The organism is Stutzerimonas kunmingensis (assembly GCF_032106285.1).
Taxonomy (GTDB): Bacteria; Pseudomonadota; Gammaproteobacteria; order Pseudomonadales; family Pseudomonadaceae; genus Stutzerimonas; species Stutzerimonas kunmingensis_B.
Window position 1 is genome coordinate 1 of the sequence record NZ_DAMCPO010000015.1, and the last position, 23114, is coordinate 23114.

The following is a 23114-nucleotide window of genomic DNA, read 5'->3' on the forward strand; positions in this document are numbered from 1 at the left end:
CAAAACCGCTGTCAACCACCTCTTTCAACCGCTTCCGATCAACCCGACCGAAGCCACCAACAGGACTCAACCACCACCCTGTCAGCCCGGCGCATTCTACTCGAATCCGCCATCCGTGCAATCCTTTTATTTAGCTAACCTTTTGATTTACAAGAGGTTTTGCTTGAGGACTGCGCCGGAAGTGGTGCGCATTATAGGGGCCTGAAAACTACCGTCAACCGTTTATTTCAGTTTTCTTCCTGACTTACCTCTTATGCCACGCAGCGTATCGAGAGCAGCAGCTACGACAGGAACGCGTAGCAGAAGTAGAGCTACACCGGTGCCGGCATAGAGGAACCAACGCGCAGAGTCCGCACGAACCACCCAGAGCATATGTAACAGCACCACTATGACGATGATGTAAACCAGGCGATGCACCTTTTTCCAGCGCTTACCAAGCCGACGCATGCTCCACCGGGATGATGTCATCGCCAAGACGGTCAGTCCGACAAACCCTAGTCCACCGACCAGAACATAGGGGCGTTCGCGCAATTCCTCGCCCAAACGAGAAAACTCGCCACCCAATAAGAAGTATAGATAACCACTCAGGTGCAGCAGTGCATAGGTGAAACACCACAGTCCGAGCTGACGTCGGACGGCAAGCCAGCCACCCCATTCAGTCAGCCGTTGCATCGGAGTCATCGAAAGCGTCAGAAGCAGCAAAACCAGCGCACCCTCACCGAGATTATCGACCAGCACCTTGCCTGGGTCAGGACCAAGCGCGAACTGCCAGCCCAGATACAGCCAATACAACGGCAAGCTCGCGGCGCAGGCGAAAACCGCCGGCCGCCACACGGGGTAGCGCATCAATAGTCCTTACTGAGATCCATCGAGCTATATAACCCCGCGACTTGCTCCGCGTAGCCGTTGAACAGTTGGGTGTCCCGGAGGTTTGTGCTGAACAGGCTTCCTGGGAGCCGGCGCTCACGAGCTTGCGACCATCGCGGATGCGATACCCTCGGATTCACGTTCGCATAGAACCCATATTCCTGCGGCGCCATCGACTGCCAAGTCGTTGCCGGCTGGTCGCGTACGAAACTGATGCGCACGATCGACTTGATGCTTTTGAAACCGTACTTCCACGGAACAACCAAACGCAGCGGCGCCCCATTCTGATTAGGCAAAGTACGACCATACATGCCCACCGCGAGCAAGGTCAGCGGGTGCAAGGCTTCATCCATTCGCAACCCTTCGACATAGGGCCAATCGATCAGGCCAAACCCGGAGCGGGTTCCGCGCATTTCCTCCGGCCGGTACGCCGTTTCGAAGCGAATGAACTTGGCGGACGAGTGCGGCTGTACCTTGCGAACCAGATCGGCGAGAGGAAAACCCAGCCAAGGAATGACCATCGACCAGGCTTCTACACAGCGAAGCCGATAGATGCGCTCCTCAAGCCGACTTTCCGAACATAGATCCTCAAGAGCGTAGCGCCCGGGCCGGTCGACCTCGCCGTCGATCAAGACCGACCAAGGCTCGACCTTCAAAGCCGAAGCGTATCGCGCCGGGTCCCCCTTATCAGGGCCGAACTCGTAGAAGTTGTTGTATTGGCTAGCATCTTTAAAAGGCGTTATGGCCTCGCCTTCGGGGACCACCGCCTCCCACCTGGCCTCGGCCATTTTGTCAGTGAACCATTTCGGCCCAGGCGGCGGGGTAACACCCGGGTAGCGCTCGGAAGCACTGGAGAGAGAAGGCACTCCGGCCACGGCACCGGAGAGCACCGCTCCAACGAGCACCTGTCGGCGACTGAAGTAAGCCGCCTCGGGTGTTACTTCTGATTCACGACACTGGCCAGAGGCGGCAATCTTGATAAGCATGGGTAGCTCCGCGTATTGGCTCCGTTGAAGCAATACGCGCAGCCGGATTGAAAATCAACCCTCGACACGTTTGCGACGGCGCACCTGCATCAGGTACTGCACGGGACCGGAAACCGCATACGCCAGGAAGATCAAAAGCAGAATACGCGGCGGATCACTAAACACAACGGCGAACACCAGTACCACTACAAGAATGGCAACAAAGGGAACGCGCCCCTTCAGATCCAGATCCTTGAAGCTGTAGTACTTGATATTGCTCACCATCAATAGACCGGCAGCAGCGACCATCAGCGCGAACAGCATGACCAGTACCAGCGGCAGATCGCCCCCACGGATGCCGACATCATCCAGCGCCCAAACGGCCCACACCCAACCGGCTACGACACCCGCTGCGGCCGGACTGGCCAGACCGATGAACCAGCGCTTGTCCACCTTGCCAATCTGCGTATTGAAACGAGCCAAGCGCAGCGCGGCGCATGCGACATAAATGAACGCAACGGTAAGGCCGACATTGCCCAGCTCGGACAAAGCCCACTCGTACGCCAGCACCGCTGGCGCCAGACCAAACGCTACCATGTCAGACAGCGAATCGTACTCGGCACCAAAAGCGCTTTGAGTATTGGTCAAACGCGCCACGCGGCCATCCAGCCCATCGAGCACCATCGCGACAAACACCGTGGCCGCGGCTACATAGAAGTTTCCGTTAATGGCCGTAATGATCGAAAAGAATCCGGCAAACAGATTGGCGGTGGTGAACAGGTTGGGCAGCAGGTAAATGCCACGATGGCGCACCTTGCGGCCGTCAGGCTCCTGGATTTCCTCGACATGCTCGTCGATCGGCAGAATGCTCTCTGGCTCGACTGGCTTGTTTGGCTCTTCGGGTTGTCCACTCATGCGCATTCACCTTCTACAACAGGTACGGATAGATTTCGACCAGGCCGATGGACCTGCGGTTCAGCCTGGCCAAACCCGCGATTTATACCAGAAGCCAGGCAGACAGAACGAAAAAACGCGGCCGAAGCCGCGTTTTGTTGAGCAGGAGAAGGATCAGTTCTTGCTCTTGTCGACGATCTTGTTCGCCGCGATCCAAGGCATCATTGCGCGCAGCTTCTCACCAACCACCTCGATACCGTGAGCCGCATTGTTGCGACGGTAGGCAGTCATCGACGGATAGTTTGCGGCACCTTCGGTGATGAACATCTTGGCGTACTCACCATCCTGAATGCGCTTCAGGGCATTGCGCATGGCAGCACGGGATTCGGCGTTGATTACTTCAGGACCGGTCACGTACTCGCCGTACTCGGCGTTGTTGGAGATCGAGTAGTTCATGTTGGCGATGCCGCCTTCGAACATCAGATCGACGATCAGCTTCAGCTCGTGCAGGCACTCGAAGTAGGCCATTTCCGGCGCGTAGCCAGCTTCGACCAGTGTTTCAAAGCCAGCCTTGACCAGCTCAACGCAACCACCACAAAGAACAGCCTGCTCGCCGAACAGATCGGTTTCGGTTTCGTCCTTGAAGGTGGTTTCGATGATGCCGGTACGACCACCGCCAACGCCACAGGCGTAGGACAGTGCGACGTTACGAGCATTGCCGGAAGCGTCCTGGTAAATCGCGATCAGATCAGGGATGCCGCCGCCCTTGACGAACTCGGAACGCACGGTGTGACCCGGCGCCTTGGGAGCGATCATGATCACGTCCAGATCGGCACGCGGTACAACCTGGTTGTAGTGGATCGAGAAGCCGTGAGCGAAGGCCAGAGTCGCGCCCTGCTTCAGGTTCGGCTCGACTTCGTCCTTGTACAGACGGCCCTGGAACTCGTCCGGGGTCAGGATCATTACCAGATCGGCAGCGGCAACGGCAGCCGGCACGTCGCTGACCTTCAGGCCATGGGCCTCGGCCTTGGCAATGGAGGACGAGCCCGGACGCAGGCCGACGGTGACGTCGACGCCGGAATCCTTCAGGTTGCACGCGTGCGCGTGACCCTGGGAGCCGTAACCGATGATGGCGACCTTCTTGCCCTGAATGATGGAGAGGTCGCAGTCTTTATCGTAAGAAACCTTCATGAATTACCCCTGTTGCCGGCCTCGTGGGCCATTCGATAAAACGTAGTTGAGTGCCGAGACGCGTGTCCGACAGCCGTTAGATACTCAGTACTTTGTCACCGCGAGAAATCCCGGTAACGCCACTGCGCACAACTTCCAGGATCGAAGCGGTGCCCACGGCCTGAATGAAACTGTCCAGCTTGTCACTGGTTCCGGCGAGCTGAATCGTATAGACGCTGGTAGTCACGTCGACGATCTGCCCGCGGAAGATATCGGTGGTGCGCTTAACCTCGGCACGCTGGGCGCCGGTGGCCTTGACCTTGATGAGCATCAGTTCACGCTCGATATGGGCGCTTTCCGACAGGTCTACCAGCTTGACCACCTCAACCAGCTTGTTGAGGTTCTTGGTGATCTGTTCGATCACCTCCTCGTGACCTACCGTGGTCAGCGTCAGACGCGACAGGGTCGGATCCTCGGTCGGCGCCACGGTGAGGCTTTCGATGTTGTAGTTGCGTTGCGAAAACAGGCCGACCACACGAGACAATGCACCCGGTTCGTTTTCCATCAGCAGGGAAATGATGTGTCTCATGATCAGGTCCGCTCCGTCTTGCTCAGCCACATATCGCGCATTGCACCGTCTTTGATCTGCATCGGATAGACGTGCTCGGCGGTATCGACAGCGATATCCAGGAAGACCAGGCGATCCTTCATGGCGAACGCCTCTTCCATCATTGGCTTGAGGTCCTTGAGGTCGGTGATGCGCATTCCGACGTGACCATAAGCCTCGGCCAGCTTGACGAAGTCAGGCAGCGACTCCATGTAGGAGTGCGAATAGCGGCTGTTGTACACCATGTCCTGCCACTGGCGAACCATTCCCAGCGCACCGTTGTTGAGGTTGATGATCTTCACCGGCAGGTCGTACTGCAGGCAGGTGGACAGCTCCTGGATGTTCATCTGGATGCTGCCCTCACCCGTCACCACCGCGACATCGGCTTCGGGGAAGTTCAGCTTCACGCCCATGGCTGCAGGCAGACCAAAGCCCATGGTGCCGAGGCCGCCCGAGTTGAGCCATCGGTTGGGCTTGTCGAACTTGTAATACTGGCAGGCGAACATCTGGTGTTGACCGACGTCCGAAGCTACATAGGCATCGCCCTTGGTCACTTCGCAAAGGACCTCGATGGCGGCCTGAGGCTTGATGATCGAACCATCGCCCTTGTCGTAGGGGAACAGGCCACGGTTGCCGCGCCACTCGTCGATCTGTTTCCACCAGCTGGCGACCGTCTCGGCATTCGGCGTCTGACCGATTTCCTTGACGATGGCGACCATCTCGGTCAGCACACTGTCGACCGGACCGACGATCGGAATGTCGGCCTTGATGGTCTTGGAGATGGACGCCGGGTCGATGTCGATATGGATGATCTTGGCGTTCGGGCAGAATTTCGCAGCACCATTGATGACGCGGTCATCGAAGCGCGCACCGACCGCCAGGATCACGTCGGAATGGTGCATGGCCAGGTTGGCGGTGTAACTGCCGTGCATGCCGAGCATGCCGACGAACTGGCGGTCACCGCCCGGATAGCAACCCAAGCCCATCAGGGTGTTGGTCACCGGCAGGTTGAGCATCTTCGCCAGCTCGGTCAGTTGCGCCGAGGCCTTGCCCAGAATCACGCCGCCACCGGCGTAGATGATGGGTCGCTTGGCTCCCAGCAGCAGTTCCGCCGCTTTGCGAATCTGGCCCGAATGCCCACGCACGGCCGGGCTGTACGAACGCAGCTTGGCCTTCTTCGGATAGACGTACTCGAACTTCTCGGCCGGGTTGGTCATGTCCTTCGGAATGTCGATGACAACCGGCCCTGGACGCCCGGATTCGGCGAGATAGAACGCTTTTTTCATCACTTCGGGGATTTCCGAAGGATGCTTGATCATGAAGCTGTGCTTCACGATGGGCCGGGAGATACCGATCATGTCGGTTTCCTGGAAGGCATCGGTGCCGACCATGTTGCTCGGCACCTGACCGGAGATGACCACCATCGGGATCGAGTCCATGAAGGCGGTGGCGATACCGGTGATGGCGTTAGTCGCCCCTGGTCCGGATGTCACCAGCACCACGCCGGCCTTGCCGGTCGCGCGCGCATAGCCATCAGCCATGTGCGTGGCGGCCTGCTCGTGACGAACCAGGATATGTTCGATGGCCTTTTCCTTGAAAAGCGCATCGTAGATATGCAGGACGGCACCGCCCGGGTACCCGTAGATGTACTTAACGCCTTCGTCACGCAGGGAGCGGACGACCATTTCAGCGCCGGATAAGAGTTCCACGTTGTTCACCTCTGAAACGCCAGATAGCGATTCCAAGTCGGAGCCGCCAGAAATAGGTTTACTGCTAGCAGGGCATGAGCGACGGTGGTCGCCGACTACGTCAGCCACTGACTGAGCCAGTATTGGAAGAGACCCTGGTGTCTCGGGCTCTCCACCCAGCGCGAGGTAACGCGTTGCGGGTGATGCAGGTCGGCGCGGGTAGCACCTCATGTCTGTCTAGACTGAGCCGGTATCGCTTGCGGCGAGGCGACTCAGGACAGCAAGCTTCGAATTGTTCGGATTCAGCACCAGCAAGTCAAGCTTGCCGTTGTGTTTGAGCAACCTTGAGCTGTGACAGGGTGCAGAAGCAGCGCGTTGGCTTTTGGGTATAGTGACTGCCGGTTTCCGATTCCAATGAAGGTAACGACATGCGATTCATGTTTCTTGCGGGCGGCTTGCTACTGGCGCTTTGCGGCAACGTCATGGCTGCCCAGGTGTACAAGTGGGTAGACGCTCAGGGAGTTACGCACTTCGGCGCGCAACCGCCGCAAGGGCAGCAGGTGGAAACTGTCAACACAGTGACGGCGCCGGCAAAACCAGCCGCGAAGCCAGACACCAGCGCACCGGATGAAACCGGTAGCGAGGCAGACCAAAACAGCATTGACCGCAAGGTTAAACAGCAGGTCGCCGCCCAAGAAGCTGAGCGCAAGCGTTATTGCGAAAGCATGCGCACGAACCTGGCCCAGTTGCAGAACAATCCACGCGTGCGCGTCGAGGACAATGGCGAGACCCGGCGGGTTACCGAAGAAGAGCGGCAGGCGCGGATCGCTGAAACCCGCGACAAAATCGCCGAACACTGCAACTGATCAAGCCACTGAGCGAGAACGCGCTACAGCAGCGCCTCATGAACCCGAGGCGCTAGGCGCATCGATCAGCTCGTCGAAGCCTCGCAACGCCTCTAGCAGGCTCGCGACTTGCGCATCTCGATAGGCCATCTCAGCCATTGCACAGATGCCAGACACAGCCGGTAATGGATGATCCGCCTCAACGATGGTTTTCATCCGGGGCAGGAAAATCCATTGCAGCCACTCCTCGAACCGCAGCGTATCCACGCAAAACGGTTCGACACTGGCAAGCGCCTCCGCCCCCGGACTCTCGACACCCCAAAGCTCCAACGCCCGCAGCTCACGCTCGATCAATAGCAGCTGCTGCGCGACCGCCGGCAGGCGCTTATCCATCACAGGCTGACCTTGGCGCGCTCACGAGCCTGAGCGGCACCTGCGCTGTCGCCCTGCCTCTCGCGCGCCTGAGCGATCAGCTCCCACAGGCTCGCCTGCAAGGCCGGGCGGTCACCGGCATAACTCAGCGCGCGCCGTGACAGCTGCTCGGCCTGCGTTGCATCGCCTTGAGCCAGACGAACCTGGGCCAAGCGATAAAGCACCTGCGGCTCGCGCGGAGCGATGCGCTGGGCACGCTCGAGGCTGGATGCAGCACCATTCAAGTCGCCACCACCCTGCTGTTGCTGGGCAGTGGTCAGCAGAGCCAGGACGGGACCATCGAGTTGCTCGTCGGCAGCTAGGCCACTACGGGACGAGGGAATGCCACTGGGCATGCTTGGCTGGGGCGCACTGACCGGGGCGGATATCGAAGGTGCAGGCTGCCAGGCTGGCTGCTGCGTCCCGCTCGTCGTATCGATCGCGCCGGAGAACGGCACATCAGGCGCGGCGAATGTCTCAAGAGGTGCAGAGGTGCCCTGCGGCACCATTACGACCACACCTGAGTCCTCCTGCTGCTGACGCGGCGCCGCGGCGGCCGGCGCACGATAGCCCTGACGAGCGGCAATTTCCTCGGACACGGGAGCCCCCGCATCAACAACCGGAATCGAGCGGCGATCCACGGTGGCACAGCCCTGAATCAGAGCCACCGCTGCAACAACAGTCATCCACTGCTTGTTCACTAATTACAACCTCTTCGACAAATAGCACGAGATGCACCGCGGGCCGCGCTGCTATTGCAGCCAGCCACGCACCCAATCCATGACCGACTCCGCAGGTGCCTGAATGCCGCAGCCAGGTCCTGCGGCTGGTTCGCTGCCGCGAATATAGGGCATCTGTACGGCATCCGGGCAACGCTCATCGGTGCCCAGACCACTTCTAGCATCTACCCAGGCATAAGCCACGTTATCCGGCATCGGCATCTGCAGAGGCAGCGGATCAGCACGACGCATGAAATCACTCCACACCTGCAGCGCACCCGTTGCCCCGGTCAGCGACGTCTTACCGTTGTCATCACGCCCCAACCAGACCACCGCCAGCAAATCCTGGCTGAAGCCGGCAAACCAGCTGTCACGCGAATCATTGGTGGTGCCGGTCTTGCCGGCCAGATTGAGCGACCGCGGCAGACGATTGTAGGCAGATCGCCCCGTCCCCTCGCTCATGGCGCGCTGCATCGCGTACTGCGTAAGGTAGATGGCTCCCGGATCGAAGCGCTGCTGAATCTGAAACGGATAGCGCTTGAGCGGTTCGCCGTCAGCTGTCAGCACACTGCGGATGCCGCGTAACGGTGTATTGAAGCCACCATTGGCGAGCGTCTGGTACATGTCCGCCACTTCGATCGGCTTCAGCCCACCCGCGCCGAGCAACATCGAAGGATAGGCCGGCCATTTCGGCGAGGCACCCAGCCGCTCGAGTGTCTTCAGTACGTTCGGTACGCCCAGATCGAGCCCCAGCCTCGCTGTGGACAGGTTGTAGGAGTTGGCGAGCGCCTGATAGAGATAGACGGTGCCGTAAGCCTGACGGCCATAGTTCTGTGGCTTCCATATCTGCCCGTCCGCACCCTTGACCGAAAAGGGCTCATCTTCGAGCAGACTGGTCAGCGTGTACTGGCTGGGCTTCTCGAGCGCGGCTAGGTAGATGGCAGGTTTGATCAGCGAGCCGATCGGCCGCGACGCGTCCAATGCCCGGTTGAAGCCGGCGTACCCAGGCTGGCGACCGCCCAGCATTGCCTGAATCTCCCCGGTTTCAGGGTTGGTCACGATCATCGCGCCCTCAACGCCCTCGGTGCTCTTGCCGAGGCGCTTGAGCGTTTCGCTCATGGCCTGCTCGGCCTTCAGTTGAAGGATCGGATCGAAACTGGTGAAGACTCGCAGGCCCTCTTCGGTAAGGTCCTCATCTCGATAATCCTCGCGCAGCTGGCGTTTGACGAGGTCGAGGAACGCCGGATACGAGCTGTCCGCCATGCTGCCACGCTGGGTCACGCCCAAAGGTGCCTGCTTGGCCTTGGCTACGACCTCAGCGCTGACGACCTGCTGTTCAGCCAGCAGATCGAGAACCAGATTGCGCCGCTCTAACGCCCGCTCGGGGTTGCGGCGAGGATTGTAGTAAGTCGGACCTTTCACCATGCCGACCAGCAGAGCTACCTGCGGAAGCTTCAACTCGGCCAGCGGCTGTCCAAAGAAGTACTGGCTCGCCAGGCCGAAGCCATGCACGGCGCGACGGCCATCCTGACCAAGAAACACCTCATTCAGATAGGCTTCGAGGATTTCCTCTTTTCCGTAATGCAACTCCAGCAGCACCGCCATCATCGCCTCGGTGGCCTTGCGGTTGAGGCTGCGCTCATTGGTCAGGTAAAAGTTCTTTACCAACTGCTGGGTAAGAGTACTGCCACCCTGCCGGACCTGGCCCGCAGTCAGGTTGACCCACACGGCGCGAGCAATCGACTTGGGTGACACACCGAAGTGATTGAAGAACTCACGGTCCTCCACCGCCACAAGTGTCTCTATCAGATATGGCGGCACCTGATCGAGCTTGATCAGAATCCGGTCCTCGTTATGCGCCGGGTACAGCCCGCCAATCAGCACAGGTTCAAGGCGAGCAACGGGCGTGGCGCTGCCGTTGCCCGCGTTCAGGCCGGCAACAAAATCGCCGGAGAAGCGCACCCGCAGTCGCTGCGACTGCTCCGCTCCTTCGTAAAACTGAAAGCCGCGGGTATGCAATTCGATGTCGTTGCCCGCAACAGAAGCCCCGCCCGGACCGCTGACCGCCTTTTCGCGGCGATAGCCCAACGCGTCCAATTCCGCCAAGAAGTCGTTCTTGTCCAACTTCTGGCCCACGAACAGCTCCAGCGGCCGCGCATAGACCTTGGCCGGGATCGTCCAGCGCTTGCCGGAAAACTTCTCCTGCACCACGGCATCGAGATAGATAGCGAAACCGGCCAGGATTACCAGGCCGACAATGGACAGTTTGATCGCCCAGCCCAACCAGGGGCGAGCGCCCGCAGAGCGGCGCTTGGAGCGTGTACGAGAGGAGCGAGGTTTAGTCATGGCGGCGCATTATACGCACTTTGCAGCGACGGACCGACGGCCTCTCAGCAGTTTGCAGTGCACCGCTCAACGGCCATAATGCCAGCGACTTTTCGACTGTGTGAACTGCTTTGCAGTGGACTCGCACGCCCGTTCAAGAACTTCAACAAGGAATGACCGTGAGCCAAGCACTGATCGCCGCCCTGCAGAACCCTGCGTGTTATCCGCACCCCGCCGAGGGATGCAGGGTCATCGAAACCCACATTTCCTGGGTGATCCTCACCGGCACTTACGCGTACAAAATCAAGAAGCCAGTGGACTTCGGCTTCCTCATTTTCACCGATCTCGCGGCGCGCAAGCATTTCTGCGAAGAGGAGCTGCGCCTCAATCAGCGCATGGCACCGGATCTTTACCTCGAAGTGCTGCCCGTCAGCGGCTCGCCAGAGGCACCAGAGATCAACGGTACAGGTGAACCCTTCGAATACGTATTGAAGATGCGCGAATTTCCGCAGACCCAGCTGCTGGCCGAGCTGCAGGCACGGGGCGAGCTGACGGATGCGCATATCGACGCGCTGGCCGAGCAAATCGCACAGTTTCACCAGAGCACTCCTCAGGTACCGGAGGGGCATGCACTGCGCAGCGCCGACGCAATCGTCGCGCCGATGCGGCAGAACTTCGAGCAGATTCGACCGCTACTCAGCGAAGCGGCGGATCTGCGCCAGCTGGACGCGCTCGAAGAGTGGACCGAGACCAGTGTCGAGCGCCTGCGCCCGTTGCTTGATCAGCGCTGCCAGCAGGGTTTTGTCCGCGAGTGCCACGGCGACCTTCACTTGGGCAATGCCACATTGATCGATGGCAGCGTCGTGCTGTTCGATTGCATCGAGTTCAACGAGCCGTTCCGCTTGATCGATGTCGCTTCCGATGCCGCATTCCTGGCGATGGACCTCGAAGACCGAGGCCTGAAGTGCCAGGCGCGCCGGTTCATCAATGGCTGGTTTGAGCACACCGGTGACTATGCGGCACTGGCGCTGCTGAATCTGTACAAGGCCTATCGTGCACTGGTGCGTGCCAAGGTCAGCCTGTTCCGCCTGTATCAAGAGCAGGACGCCGTGCAGCGCAAAGTGATCGTGCGCCAGTACCGCAGCTACGCCAACCTGGCCGAGAGCTACAGCGCCATTCCCTCACGCTTTCTCGCGATCACCCATGGCGTATCCGCCGTTGGCAAGAGCCATGTCGCACTGCGTCTGGTCGAGGCTCTTGGCGCGATACGTCTGCGTTCGGATGTCGAACGCAAACGCCTGCACGGCGAGCAGTCCGAGGCGCAGCAGGGCCAACTCGATACCGGCATCTATAGCCGGCAGGCCAGCGACGAGACCTATCAGCGCCTGCACCAGCTGGCGACAACTGCGCTACAGGCAGGCTTCTCCGTGGTGATCGATGCCGCATACCTGAAACAACAGCAACGTCAGGATGCTTGGCAGGCGGCAGAGACCACCGGCGTGCCCTTCCTGATTCTCGATTGCCAGGCTCCGGATGCGGTGATCGCCCAGTGGCTGGCGCAACGTCAGGCAGAAGGTGTCGACCCATCCGACGCCACCATGGACGTAGTACACGCCCAGCAAGCCAGCCGCGAAGCGCTAAGTGAAAGCGAGCGCCTCCACAGTCGTCGCGTCGATACGCAGGACGCAGGCAGCCTCGACGAACTCGTCGCGAGCATTCGCCAGCATCTGCCAGGTCTCTGACCGGTAGGCACCGCCGCCAGCAGAGCGCGGCGGTGCTTCTATACTTGCGGTATTCCAATCATGGAACACTGCCATGTCTGCCAGCGAAGCACCTACGGCTAAGCCAGCCAGCGATAGCATTCAGCTGTTCTCTAGCCGCTCTACTGACTATGCACGCTTTCGCCCGACTTACCCCGAGGCGCTGTTCAGCTGGCTCGCAAACCAGTGCGCAACGACCGACACAGCACTGGATCTCGCCGCAGGTAACGGGCAAGCCAGCTCGCCGCTGACGCGATATTTTCGCCATGTCTTGGCGTGCGATGCCAGTGCTGAGCAGCTCAGCGCAGGGGGTGATTGGCCGGAGGTGCAGCGATTCGTCGCCGACGCGGAACACCTCCCGCTGCGTCGTGGCCAGCTCGATCTACTGGTAGTCGCGCAAGCGCTGCACTGGTTTGCCACGCCACCATTCTTCTCCCAGGTACAGCTAGCGCTGAAGCCGAGCGGCCTGTTCTGCGCGTGGTGCTACAGCCTGCTGGAGGTATCGGCTGAGGTAGATGCGCTCATCCGCACTCTGTATAGCGAGACCCTCGCTGGTTACTGGCCAGCCGGTCGCGCCAGCGTCGACGCTGGTTACAGCGATATCCAGGTTCCATTTACATGTATCGACACCCCGGCCTTCGCACTCGAAGCGTATTGGAACCTCTCAGAACTGATTGGCTATCTAGGCACCTGGTCAGCCGTAAAGCAGTGGCAACGGCGCCAAGGCCGCGACCCCATTGCGATGATCGAGTCGCAGCTGTCGTCGGCGTGGGGCTCAGCCGAACAGCGACGTCTCATCCGCTGGCCGTTACATTTTCTGACGGGATTCCCCAACCGCTAGCACCGCAAGGACGCCACCATGCACGACGAACTGCTTTCGCTCCGCAATCTCGGCAAGACCTCGGTGCAATGGCTGCACGCATCGGGCATACACACCGCGGCGGATCTACGCCGTCTGGGCGCGGTGAGCTCATATCGCGCAGTGAAGTCTCGGGGCTTCGGCGCCTCGAAGGTGCTGCTGTATGCCATCGAAGGCGCACTACGCGACGTGCCCTGGCAGCAATTGCCAGCGCCGCTGAAAGAAGAGCTCAATCGAAATCTAGGCACCAATCCCGACAACTAGAGCTAGCTCACAACCTCTGCTCGACGAGATTTACTCAGAACCTTGCCCGAGCCTATTGTGCGCCGACGTGACCCTGCCAATCGTCTGCCCGTTCGTTCAAGGATTACCGACATGTATTTACTCGGGGAGCAACCGGCGTACGCCGATCGCCTGATCAACCGCCTGCAAACAATCCCCTGCCAATTGCTGGAAGGCCTGCAGCCATCGGGGCCAAATATTGAACTCAAACACACCGACAACCTGTGCGCCGAGCTTCCTGCGCAGCAGCTGTTCATCATCGAGAGCGGCCTGCTGCATGCGCTGATCGACGATAAGGCGCTGTTCTATCTACAGGAAGGCGACCTCGTCGGGCTGCGTCAGTCTGGCGACCTGCCGGACTGCCGCTATTGCAGCGATGAGCCCGTCAGCCTGATCCCCTACTCGCGCAATGCAGTGTTTCAGCATATACACGCAGACGAGCATCGCCAGGAGCTGTTCACTCAGTACCTGATCGGGCATACGGCCCTACTCGGCGACGCCCTAGCGCGCCTAAAGCAACCGGAGATACGCCCGGCTACTGGCTTCAAGCACTTCGCCGTTGGTGAAGAGCTGATTCACCAAGGAGACGAGGCGGACAATGTGTTCATCATCATCGAAGGCCATGCCGAGGCCGTAGTCGATGGACAGAAGGTGGGCGACGTACAAAAGGACGAGATCTTTGGCGCAATGGCAGTCTTCACCCGCGAGCGACGCAGCGCAACAGTGGTTGCCAGCGAACCCTGTACGGTCATGGTCATTCCCAAGGAGCAGTTTCTCGGTCTGACCCAAAGCAATCCGCGCATTGCTCATAGCCTTATTGAGAGCATGGCTCGGCGCATCGACTTACTAAATAAAGAAGTCACTCACCTGCGAGTCAATGTCGCCGTTTGAGGCGAACAAGGCGTTTTTGCAGCGCAAAAATATTTTCACGAAAGACTGTTGACGCAGAAATGAGAATTGTTATTATTATCGCAACTGATCGCGAGGTCAGCCGATAGCTGAAGGCTCAGGCAGTCGATCCTTCAGGTTATCTCCTCATCAGGCTAATCACGGTTTTGACCCGGCTCTGCCGGGTCTTTTTTTTGCCTGTAGAAAATGTCAGCCAGGTTGCTTCCCCGGTCGGCGCAGCTGTTCGCAATGATCCTGCTCCGGTTGCGCCGGGGTGTACCAGACATAGTCGGCCTGCGCAGCGGATACCGTCTCGCCCACTTCAGCAAGCATCAACACCGCGACTGACTTCCCTGACAGATCCTCGATATGCAACGGCACGCCCAGGTCTCGACGGACATGGAACGCGCCGGCCAGCAGCATGGCTGGCTCGGCTGCGGCGAGCGTTCGCTCGGCCATGCGTCGATCACGCTGCTGCTGCACCGCCAGCATCGCCGGCAGCTGGGAGGCCGGCAGCATCCCGCAGTGAGAGACCTCGATCTGCGCCAGTAATGCCTCGCTTACCGCCGCAGCCGCAGATTTGCGCCCCTGCAATGACGGTGCGGCACGATAGATCGACATGATTTCGTCGCGCCCGAGATTGGCATGCAGCAATGGGTAAGGCTGCGCGAGTGCATGTGAAACCAGGGCTCCGTACTGAGCCCAATCCCAGCCCCTCTGCCAGCCCAATGCATCAGGAAGATCGGCTGGCGCTCGCCCCTCACGCACCTCGCGGCGCACTGCATCGACTAGCGCCTGCTGTTGGGGGGCGAGCATCTCCAGCAACAAGCTGCCCTGCGGACGTTCTTCGGCCAACGCCCGCAGCAACCAGAGCTGCAGCGCATGGTGATCCGGGTTGTCGTGCCGCTCGCCGACCAGCAGCCGATCCTGCGCCTGCAGCTTCGCTACCAGCTGCGCGGGCGTGAGTACCGCGTCACTGCGCAGATCGACGATCAGACCGAGCTCCGGATGCTCACGCCCTTCGGGACTTTGCCACTCAGGTAGCGACGGTAGCGAATGGCATGCCGTCAGCAAACCCAGCACAAGCAACACAAGAATGCGCACGATGAACCTCCTCAACGGGCAATGATCAGCGGGTGACCGAGTTCCGGATGTCGCTGCACCAACACATCCAGACCGAATACCGCTCGCAGCGGCTCGGCTTGCAGCACTTCATCGGGTGGCCCTGCCACGATTGGCCGACCATCCTTTAGCAGCAGTAACCGATCACAATAGCGCGCAGCCAGATTCAGATCGTGCAGGATCACCAGAGCGGCGGCGCCTTGCGCGGCGAAGGCCCTGACCGCCTTTAAAATGCTGTGCTGGTGCGCAGGATCGAGCATCGACGTAGGCTCGTCGAGCATCAGCACCTGCCCTGTCTCGCCCGGCCACAGCTGCGCCAGCACCCGAGCGAGATGCACACGCTGACGCTCGCCTCCAGACAGTTCGAGGTAGCTGCGCGTCGCAAGGTGCCGCGCGTCCGCCGCAGCCATCGCTGCTGCAACGAAGGCGGCATCGGCTCCGCGCCCGGTGCGATGAGGCAGGCGCCCCATGGCCACCACATCCGCCACGCGGAAGGCGAAGCTGAGCGTCGAACTCTGCGGCAGCACGGCTAGGCAACGCGCGCGCTCCACATCCGCCCAGTCGCCGAGCGGCCGCCCGTGGAGCAAGACCTGCCCCCTGGAAGGCCTGAGCTCGCCGGATAACGTCGCCAGCAGCGTGCTCTTGCCCGCACCGTTCGGGCCGAGCACACCGAAAACCTGCCCAGGGCGCAGCTCGAGGGAAACATCCTGCAGCGCCGTTATCGCGCCACGGCGCACGGTCAGATCGCGGCCCACCAGCATCAGAGGCGCTCCCGCAACAGCAGATAAAGGAAGAAAGGTGCACCGAGCAACGCAGTGACAATGCCGATCGGCAGCTCCGCCGGCGCTATCACCAGCCGCGCGGCGACATCGGCAAGCAGCAGCAAGCTGCCGCCAGCAAGTGCCGAAGCTGGTAGCAGCAAGCGGTGATCGGGGCCGACCAACAGGCGCATCAGGTGCGGAACCACCAATCCGATAAAGCCGATCAGACCGGTAGCAGCCACCGCTGCGCCGACACCCAGCGCCGTGCAGACCACCAGTTCACGCTTGATCCGCTCCACATCGAAACCGAGATGACGCGCTTCCGATTCGCCGAGCAACAACGCATTCAGGGCTTTCGCCCGCCGCGGCAGCCACAGTGCGACTGCGATGGTGATCAGCAGCAGCGGCCATAGCCGTGCATAACTGGCGCCGTTCAGACTGCCGAGATTCCAGAAGGTCAGCGAGCGCAACGTTCTGTCGTCGGCCAGATAACTGAACAACCCAACCACTGCACCGGCCAGCGAGGTCAGCGCAATGCCGGCCAGCAGCATCGTGCCGACGTGGGTCTGCCCGTCGCGCCGGCCGAGTCGGTAAACCAGCAAGGTCACGCCCAGCCCGCCAACGAAGGCGAAGACCGACAGCAGGTAGGGCTCCCACCCCGCAGGCAACGCCGGAATGAATGTGCTACCGACTATGGCGACCGCCGCGCCCAACGCAGCACCGCTGGAAACCCCGACCAGCCCTGGATCGGCCAGCGGGTTGCGGAACAGCCCCTGCATCGCCACCCCGCAAAGCGCCAGTACTGCCCCGGCGGCGCAGCCCAGCAAGGTCCGCGGCAGGCGGATCTGCGCAAGAATCAGCTCAGCCTGCTCGAGCCCGGACGCTTCGATCGGCACGCCTACCAAGCGCAGCGCCGCAGCCAGACTGTCGCCCAGCGCCAGGCTCAGCGGTCCCAGCGCCAGCGACAGCCAGATCGCGACCAGCAACAACAAGCCGAGTACGAAGAACAGAAAGCGCGCAGGAACCGGACTACCCATCGGATTGCTTTGCCAAGCGGTATGTGCGGCGAAGGATAAGAGCCCGCCGCCGCAGCCGCCAGCCCGGCAAAAATTATCCGACTGCACTTCCTCGCCGGCTGCGGGATAATTCCGGCTTATGGCGGAGGACCCGATGATCAGATTGTGCGCGACATCCGAGCTTCTCGAAGGGCAGAGCCGCGGCTTCACGGTCGGGGAGCTGAAAGTGATCGCCGTGCGCCGGGATGGCCGGACATACCTGTACGAGAACCGTTGCCCACACCGCGGTGTTCCGCTGGAGTGGCGTCCCGACCAGTTCCTCGACGACAGTGGCAGCCTGCTGCAATGCGCCACTCACGGCGCGCTGTTTCTCATCGAATCCGGTGAGTGCGTGGCCGGCCCCTGCGCCGGCCAGACGCTGCGCCAGCTGGATGCAGTCGAGGACAAGGACAGCATCTGGTTGCAAACTGATCGGTAGAGCGACAGTTGAGCACGGGCGCCGGGCGTCGGGCTTGGTTATCATGCCGCCACAGCTTTACCGTGAGATCGCCATGCTTCGCCTGCTGAGTCTGCTGCTCCTGCTATTCGTACTTCCTGCCCACGCCGGCCTGTTCGACAACAAGCCCAGCGCCAGTCTTGGCGGTGCGCTGAACAACAGCAGCGATTTCCTGCCGGTACGCGAAGCCTTTCGACTGAGTCTCGTTGAAGCTACGCCTGAACAGATCACCCTGCGTTTCGTCGCAGCGGAGGGCTACTACCTCTACCGTCATCGTTTCGCCTTCAAGGCCGACCAGTCAGGTGTCGTGATCGGTGAGCCGAAGCTGCCCGCCGGCGTGCCCAAGGTCGATGACTATTTCGGTGAGATCGAAGCCTATTACGGCATTGTCGATGTCGAGCTACCGCTGACCAACCCGGACAACCGCCCCTTCGTCCTGCAGGTCTCCTACCAGGGCTGTGCCGATAAAGGCCTGTGCTACCCGCCGGAAACCGAATCGCTCCCCATCGGCGACGTTGCCGGCGCCCCCAGCGGAGCGACCACCGAAGCGTCAGCCAGCCAGCAGGCCAGCGAACGCGACCTCTCCTGGCGCTCCATCGCGCTGTTCTTCCTCGCCGGTCTGGGCCTGACCTTCACCCCCTGCGTGCTGCCGATGTTGCCGATTCTCACCGGCGTCGTGCTGCGCGACCAGCCCGGCGGAATGCGCAGCTTCCTGCTGTCGCTCGCCTACGTACTGCCAATGGCTGGCGGCTTCGCCCTGCTCGGCGCGCTGATGGGCGTATTCGGCGCCGAGCTGAATCTGCAGGCGCGCCTGCAATCACCTTGGATTCTTGTACCCTTCGCATTATTCTTCGTCGCCTTCGCCCTGGCCATGTTCGGGCTGTTCGAGCTGCGCCTACCACAGGCACTCAGCAGTCGACTCGACCGTCTTGCCGGCAACGCACGCGGCGGCTCGTTTACCGGAGCGGCGCTGCTCGGTGCCGTGTCCAGTCTGCTGGTATCGCCTTGTGTTTCCGCTCCGCTGGCCGGCGCACTGCTGTACATCAGTGCCAGCGGCGATGCGCTAGGCGGCGGCCTGAAGCTGTTCGCCCTGGGCCTGGGTATGGGCGCACCGCTGGTGCTGTTCGCCACCGGCGGTGGCGCGCTACTGCCCAAGAGCGGCCCATGGATGATCAGCGTGCGCAACGTATTCGGCGTACTGCTGCTCGCCGTCGCCGTCTGGATGCTCGAGCGCGTACTGCCCGGTCCGCTTGCTCTGGCGGCGTGGGGCCTGCTCGCGGCCGGCAGCGCCGTATTTCTCGGGACCCTGGAATTCACCAGCAAGACGCCCAGGCAGAAGCTCGCGCAGCTGATGGGACTGGTATTGCTGGTCTACGCGCTGGCCGCGTGGGTCGGGGCGCTACAGGGCGGCTCCGATCCACTTCGGCCGTTGCCAACCTCCGTAGCCGGATCAGCGCCGGGCAGCATGACCAGTGAAGGCTGGCACACCATTTCCACGCCGGCCGAGCTCGATACCCAACTGGCCGCCGCCCGCGCCGCCGGCCAACCGCTGATGCTCGACTGGTACGCCGACTGGTGCATCAGCTGCAAGGTGATCGAACGCGAGGTGTTCGCCAACCCACAGGTGGCACCGCGGCTGACCGACTATCGTCTGATCCGCTTCGACATCACCGAAAGCAACGCCGCCCAACGCAGCCTGCTGGACCGCTACAAACTGTTCGGCCCCCCGGCCATCCTGTTCTTCGATCGGCGTGGCAATGAGATGTCCGAAGTACGCGTAGTCGGCGAGATAGACGCTCCCGGTTTCAGCGAGCGTCTGGATCGCGCGGCACCTCTGCTCTAGCTCACGTACGCATTTTCGCGGGATCGATCCATGACAAGCCGACGATCCTCAGCCCAATGAATCATTGCGGCAATCTTCAGACATAATGCGGGCATTTCCTTCGATCGCGACATGACTGGACAGTCATACCCTGCTTGGGGCATAGTTTTTCCCTTCTCGCGACCAGCCACCTCGACTGATCAGCGCATACAGAAAAACAAGGAATACCGATGGCCACGCTTCTGGTCCTCCACGGGCCGAATCTGAACATGCTCGGCACCCGCGAGCCGGGCGTCTACGGCGCAGTGACGCTGGCGCAGATCAATCAGGATCTGGAGCAGCGTGCCCGAGATCGCGGACATCATCTGCTGCATCTGCAATCCAACGCCGAGTACGAACTGATCGAGCGCATCCATGCTGCACGCAGCGAAGGCGTCGATTTCATCCTGATCAATCCCGCGGCATTCACGCATACCAGCGTCGCATTACGTGACGCGTTGCTGGCCGTGAGCATCCCATTCATCGAAGTGCACCTGTCCAACGTGCACAAGCGTGAACCTTTCCGCCATCACTCCTACTTTTCCGATATCGCGGTGGGTGTGATCTGCGGCCTTGGCGCCAGCGGCTACCGACTGGCCTTGGAGGCCGCCCTGGAACAACTCGCTGCTTCCTGAGGGGCTCGTGCACATGCCGAGCCTTGAAGAAGCGAGCAGCAATGCCCTTTGAACTTACCTGGGAGTCAATGCTTCATGGATATTCGCAAAGTCAAAAAGCTGATCGAACTGCTGGAAGAGTCCGGTATCGACGAACTGGAGATCCACGAGGGTGAAGAGTCGGTACGCATCAGCCGCCACAGCAAGCAGGTAGCGATGCAGCAGCCGATCTACGCTCAGGCTCCGGCTGCACCGGCTCCTGCTCCGGTAGCTGCTGCCGCCCCGGCTGCCGACGCTGCCCCGGCCGCGCCCAAGCTGAACGGCAATGTGGTCCGCTCGCCGATGGTCGGCACCTTCTACCGTGCGTCCTCGCCGGAATCCAAGGCGTTCGTCGAAGTCGGTCAGAGCGTCAAGAAGGGCGACATCCTCTGCATCGTCGAAGCCATGAAGATGATGAACCACATCGAGGCCGAGATCAGCGGCACCATCGAATCCATCCTGGTGGAGAATGGTCAGCCGGTCGAATACGACCAGCCGCTGTTCACCATCGTTTGAACCGCGGAGAGCCAGCGATGTTGGAAAAAGTACTGATCGCCAACCGCGGCGAGATAGCCCTTCGAGTTCTGCGCGCATGCAAGGAACTGGGCATCAAAACCGTGGCTGTGCACTCCACTGCAGACCGTGACCTGATGCACGTGTCGCTGGCCGACGAGTCCGTCTGCATCGGCCCGGCCGCCTCTGCCAAGTCCTACCTGAGCATCCCGGCACTGATTGCCGCTGCCGAAGTCACCGGCGCCGACGGCATTCATCCCGGCTACGGCTTCCTCGCCGAGAACGCCGACTTCGCCGAACAGGTGGAGAAGTCTGGCTTTACCTTCATCGGCCCGACCGCCGACGTTATCCGCCTGATGGGTGACAAGGTATCGGCCAAGGACGCGATGAAGCAGGCCGGCGTACCGACCGTTCCGGGTTCTGACGGCCCGCTGCCGGAAGACGAGAAGGAAGCGCTGCGGATCGCCCGCGAGGTAGGCTATCCAGTGATCATCAAGGCCGCCGGTGGCGGTGGTGGTCGCGGCATGCGCGTTGTGCACAAGGAAGAGGACCTGATCGCCTCGGCCAAGCTGACCCGCAACGAAGCAGGCGCAGCCTTCGGCAATCCGATGGTTTACCTCGAGAAGTTCCTGACCAATCCGCGCCACGTGGAAATCCAGGTCCTGGCCGACGGCCAGGGCAACGCCATCCACCTCGGCGATCGCGACTGCTCGCTGCAGCGCCGTCACCAGAAGGTGATCGAGGAGGCCCCTGCCCCGCTGATCGACGAAGAAGCCCGCCGCAAGGTGCAGGCCCGCTGCGTCAAGGCGTGCATCGATATCGGCTACCGCGGCGCCGGTACGTTCGAGTTCCTCTATGAAGACGGCAACTTCTACTTCATCGAGATGAACACTCGCGTACAGGTCGAGCATCCGGTTACCGAGATGGTTACCGGCATCGACATCGTCAAGGAGATGCTGCTTATCGGTGGCGGCCAGAAGCTGTCGATCAAGCAGGAAGATGTCGTCATCCGCGGCCATGCCGTCGAATGTCGCATCAACGCCGAAGACCCGCGCACCTTCATGCCCAGCCCGGGCAAGGTCAAGCACTTCCACGCGCCGGGCGGCAACGGTGTTCGCGTTGATTCGCACCTCTACGATGGCTACTCGGTTCCGCCGCACTACGACTCGCTGATCGGCAAGCTGATCACCTTCGGGGCGAACCGCGACGAGGCCATGGGCCGCATGCGCAACGCGCTGGACGAGTTGATCGTCGACGGCATCAAGACCAACGCCCCGCTGCACCGCGACCTGGTGCGCGACGAAGGCTTCTGCAAGGGCGGCGTGAACATCCATTACCTGGAGAAAAAACTGGGCATGGATAAGCACTGAGCCACGCTCGGCGCTGTACTGCAGAGGCCGCCTTCGGGCGGCCTCTGTCGTTTCTGTCAGGCGGATATCTAGTCCACGCTGGCCGCCCAACGCCCCCTCCAGTAAGCTTGCCGGCTTTTCCCGCGACCCCACTCGAGAGGCCTCCATGTCCTGGCTGCAGATCCGACTCGCCATCACCCCCGATCAGGCCGAAGCGCTGGAAGACCAGCTGCTGGATCTGGGCGCGGTTTCCGTGACCTTCATGGACGCCGAGGATCAGCCGATCTTCGAGCCGGATCTCAACACCACTCCGCTGTGGTCGCACACGCACCTGTTGGCATTGTTCGAAGCCGACACCGACCCGGACTCCCTGCTCGCCCACCTGCAGCTGCTGCGCGGCGGCGAGCTGCCCGAGCACCAGGTCGAAGTGATCGAAGACCAGGACTGGGAGCGCAGCTGGATGGACAACTTCCAGCCGATGCGCTTCGGCCGCCGCCTGTGGATCGTCCCCAGCTGGCACGCGGCGCCGGAGCCCGACGCGGTCAACCTGCTGCTGGATCCTGGCCTGGCGTTCGGTACCGGCACCCACCCCACTACCGCACTCTGTCTCGAGTGGCTGGATGCCCAGCCTCTGCAGGACCAGTCCCTGCTGGATTTTGGCTGCGGCTCGGGCATCCTGGCGATCGCCGGCCTGTTGCTGGGCGCCGAGCATGCCGTCGGCACCGACATCGATACCCAGGCGCTGGACGCTTCACGCGACAACGCCGAGCGCAACGGCATCGCCGCAGAGCGTTTCGCGCTCTACCTGCCTGAACAGCTGCCGGAAAAGGCTGCCGACGTGGTGGTCGCCAACATTCTTGCTGGCCCGCTGGTTTCGCTGGCGCCGCGCATCACCGCACTGGTCAAGCCCGGCGGCCGCCTGGCACTGTCCGGCATCCTAGCCGAACAGGCCGAGGAGGTGCGCGCAGCCTACAGCGGTGCATTCGAGCTCGACCCAACCGCCGACAAAGATGGCTGGGTACGCATCAGCGGCGTCCGACGTGCCTGAGCAGCGCCTTGCGAC

The 23114-nt window shown here is 61.2% G+C and carries 23 protein-coding genes and 1 pseudogene; 12 read left to right on the forward strand and 12 right to left on the reverse strand.

Annotation, left to right across the window (positions count from 1 at the left end; genetic code table 11):
- Positions 1 to 205: pseudogene (locus RT582_RS13160) on the forward strand (hypothetical protein); the annotation flags it as partial.
- 17 nt (positions 206 to 222) lie between these two features.
- Here the strand turns inward: RT582_RS13160 and msrQ are convergent.
- From msrQ to RT582_RS13190, 6 genes are all read right to left on the reverse strand, one after another.
- Entirely contained in the window at positions 223 to 846 is a 624-nt protein-coding gene (msrQ, locus tag RT582_RS13165) for a protein-methionine-sulfoxide reductase heme-binding subunit MsrQ (protein WP_313477760.1), read from the reverse strand.
- Complete coding sequence (msrP, locus tag RT582_RS13170; RefSeq protein ID WP_313477763.1) at positions 846 to 1853, reverse strand: protein-methionine-sulfoxide reductase catalytic subunit MsrP; 1008 nt, start codon at positions 1851 to 1853, stop codon at positions 846 to 848. Before msrP ends, msrQ begins: the two co-directional genes overlap by 1 nt.
- Positions 1854 to 1907: 54 nt before the next feature.
- The gene (gene pssA, locus RT582_RS13175) at positions 1908 to 2747 is read right to left on the reverse strand and encodes a CDP-diacylglycerol--serine O-phosphatidyltransferase (RefSeq protein ID WP_003279867.1); all 840 of its coding nucleotides are present in this window, start codon (positions 2745 to 2747) and stop codon (positions 1908 to 1910) included.
- 153 nt (positions 2748 to 2900) lie between these two features.
- On the reverse strand, positions 2901 to 3917 hold the full coding sequence (gene ilvC, locus RT582_RS13180; RefSeq protein ID WP_011914321.1) for a ketol-acid reductoisomerase: 1017 nt from the start codon (positions 3915 to 3917) through the stop codon (positions 2901 to 2903).
- Between the two features lie 76 nt (positions 3918 to 3993).
- Positions 3994 to 4485, reverse strand: a complete 492-nt coding sequence (gene ilvN, locus RT582_RS13185) for an acetolactate synthase small subunit (RefSeq protein WP_003279875.1) — start codon at positions 4483 to 4485, stop codon at positions 3994 to 3996.
- 2 nt (positions 4486 to 4487) lie between these two features.
- Positions 4488 to 6212 (reverse strand): acetolactate synthase 3 large subunit, encoded by a 1725-nt coding sequence (locus RT582_RS13190; RefSeq protein WP_058065614.1) that lies wholly within the window; start codon positions 6210 to 6212, stop codon positions 4488 to 4490.
- A gap of 407 nt (positions 6213 to 6619) precedes the next feature.
- On the opposite strand from RT582_RS13190, the gene RT582_RS13195 reads away from it, so the two are divergent.
- A complete protein-coding gene (locus RT582_RS13195) occupies positions 6620 to 7057 on the forward strand; it encodes a DUF4124 domain-containing protein (protein WP_003279878.1) in 438 nt (145 codons plus the stop codon).
- 36 nt (positions 7058 to 7093) lie between these two features.
- Here RT582_RS13195 and RT582_RS13200 read toward each other — a convergent pair whose 3' ends face one another.
- The 3 genes from RT582_RS13200 to mrcB form a co-directional block, all read right to left on the reverse strand.
- Positions 7094 to 7429, reverse strand: coding sequence for a YqcC family protein (locus tag RT582_RS13200; protein ID WP_058065488.1), 336 nt, complete (start codon positions 7427 to 7429; stop codon positions 7094 to 7096).
- Complete coding sequence (locus RT582_RS13205; protein WP_003279883.1) at positions 7429 to 8133, reverse strand: tetratricopeptide repeat protein; 705 nt, start codon at positions 8131 to 8133, stop codon at positions 7429 to 7431. Before RT582_RS13205 ends, RT582_RS13200 begins: the two co-directional genes overlap by 1 nt.
- A 66-nt stretch (positions 8134 to 8199) precedes the next feature.
- On the reverse strand, positions 8200 to 10512 hold the full coding sequence (gene mrcB / locus RT582_RS13210) for a penicillin-binding protein 1B (RefSeq protein ID WP_058065490.1): 2313 nt from the start codon (positions 10510 to 10512) through the stop codon (positions 8200 to 8202).
- Between the two features lie 158 nt (positions 10513 to 10670).
- Here mrcB and RT582_RS13215 point away from each other — a divergent pair, with 158 nt between their 5' ends.
- The 4 genes from RT582_RS13215 (at position 10671) to RT582_RS13230 (ending at position 14283) form a co-directional block, all read left to right on the forward strand.
- Complete coding sequence (locus tag RT582_RS13215; protein ID WP_313477775.1) at positions 10671 to 12233, forward strand: bifunctional aminoglycoside phosphotransferase/ATP-binding protein; 1563 nt, start codon at positions 10671 to 10673, stop codon at positions 12231 to 12233.
- Between the two features lie 73 nt (positions 12234 to 12306).
- The gene (locus RT582_RS13220; protein ID WP_102821446.1) at positions 12307 to 13092 is read left to right on the forward strand and encodes a class I SAM-dependent methyltransferase; all 786 of its coding nucleotides are present in this window, start codon (positions 12307 to 12309) and stop codon (positions 13090 to 13092) included.
- An 18-nt stretch (positions 13093 to 13110) separates the two neighbouring features.
- The gene (locus RT582_RS13225; protein ID WP_003279889.1) at positions 13111 to 13374 is read left to right on the forward strand and encodes a TfoX/Sxy family protein; all 264 of its coding nucleotides are present in this window, start codon (positions 13111 to 13113) and stop codon (positions 13372 to 13374) included.
- 111 nt (positions 13375 to 13485) lie between these two features.
- On the forward strand, positions 13486 to 14283 hold the full coding sequence (locus tag RT582_RS13230; RefSeq protein WP_003279890.1) for a Crp/Fnr family transcriptional regulator: 798 nt from the start codon (positions 13486 to 13488) through the stop codon (positions 14281 to 14283).
- Between the two features lie 207 nt (positions 14284 to 14490).
- On the opposite strand, the gene RT582_RS13235 is transcribed toward RT582_RS13230, so the two are convergent.
- Genes RT582_RS13235 through RT582_RS13245 form a run of 3 tightly spaced genes read right to left on the reverse strand, consistent with a single transcriptional unit; the run spans position 14491 to position 17200 of the window.
- Positions 14491 to 15384 (reverse strand): ChaN family lipoprotein, encoded by an 894-nt coding sequence (locus tag RT582_RS13235; protein ID WP_104096847.1) that lies wholly within the window; start codon positions 15382 to 15384, stop codon positions 14491 to 14493.
- 11 nt (positions 15385 to 15395) lie between these two features.
- A complete protein-coding gene (locus tag RT582_RS13240) occupies positions 15396 to 16163 on the reverse strand; it encodes a heme ABC transporter ATP-binding protein (RefSeq protein WP_313477784.1) in 768 nt (255 codons plus the stop codon).
- Positions 16163 to 17200 (reverse strand): FecCD family ABC transporter permease, encoded by a 1038-nt coding sequence (locus tag RT582_RS13245; protein WP_104096845.1) that lies wholly within the window; start codon positions 17198 to 17200, stop codon positions 16163 to 16165. Before RT582_RS13245 ends, RT582_RS13240 begins: the two co-directional genes overlap by 1 nt.
- A 133-nt stretch (positions 17201 to 17333) precedes the next feature.
- On the opposite strand from RT582_RS13245, the gene RT582_RS13250 reads away from it, so the two are divergent.
- The 6 genes from RT582_RS13250 to prmA all read left to right on the forward strand — a co-directional run bounded on the left by RT582_RS13250 (position 17334) and on the right by prmA (position 23099).
- Entirely contained in the window at positions 17334 to 17657 is a 324-nt protein-coding gene (locus tag RT582_RS13250; RefSeq protein ID WP_312144909.1) for a Rieske (2Fe-2S) protein, read from the forward strand.
- Between the two features lie 43 nt (positions 17658 to 17700).
- Positions 17701 to 19518 (forward strand): protein-disulfide reductase DsbD, encoded by a 1818-nt coding sequence (locus tag RT582_RS13255; protein ID WP_312965593.1) that lies wholly within the window; start codon positions 17701 to 17703, stop codon positions 19516 to 19518.
- Between the two features lie 209 nt (positions 19519 to 19727).
- Positions 19728 to 20171, forward strand: a complete 444-nt coding sequence (gene aroQ / locus RT582_RS13260) for a type II 3-dehydroquinate dehydratase (RefSeq protein WP_125859640.1) — start codon at positions 19728 to 19730, stop codon at positions 20169 to 20171.
- 75 nt (positions 20172 to 20246) lie between these two features.
- Positions 20247 to 20705, forward strand: coding sequence for an acetyl-CoA carboxylase biotin carboxyl carrier protein (accB, locus tag RT582_RS13265; RefSeq protein WP_023446134.1), 459 nt, complete (start codon positions 20247 to 20249; stop codon positions 20703 to 20705).
- Positions 20706 to 20722: 17 nt separating this feature from the next.
- On the forward strand, positions 20723 to 22072 hold the full coding sequence (gene accC / locus RT582_RS13270; RefSeq protein WP_014819268.1) for an acetyl-CoA carboxylase biotin carboxylase subunit: 1350 nt from the start codon (positions 20723 to 20725) through the stop codon (positions 22070 to 22072).
- 145 nt (positions 22073 to 22217) lie between these two features.
- Positions 22218 to 23099 carry a 50S ribosomal protein L11 methyltransferase gene (prmA, locus tag RT582_RS13275; RefSeq protein ID WP_313477792.1) on the forward strand — a complete coding sequence of 294 codons (882 nt, stop codon included), beginning with the start codon at positions 22218 to 22220 and terminating at the stop codon, positions 23097 to 23099.
- Positions 23100 to 23114: the final 15 nt, after the last annotated feature.